The 242-nt window shown below is 66.5% G+C and carries 1 pseudogene; it reads right to left on the minus strand.

Features of this window, described 5'->3' with window-relative positions:
* Positions 1–242, minus strand: a pseudogene (locus R2R70_RS22700) (hypothetical protein); the annotation flags it as partial.

The raw sequence follows: 242 nt of genomic DNA on the forward strand, positions 1-242 counted from the left end.
CTTCCAACGCGCCGCTCGGGGTGCTGACCAACAGTCCGGCGCTCACATAGCTGCCGGCGGCGGAGCTCATATGCTGCACGGCACTCTGGATGCTGGTGAAGGCCGCTCGCTCGTGGTCGGCGGGAATGAAGCGGTTGAGCGTATTCTGGATCACACGCCGCGCCGACGAGAACAGCATGTAGGCGCCGAGGCCGATCCAGATCAGCGACGGCCCCGGCGAATGCAGCAGGAAGGCCCAGCCG

It is taken from the genome of Cobetia sp. SIMBA_158, from assembly GCF_046566945.1.
In the GTDB taxonomy this organism is placed as follows: domain Bacteria; phylum Pseudomonadota; class Gammaproteobacteria; order Pseudomonadales; family Halomonadaceae; genus Cobetia; species Cobetia amphilecti.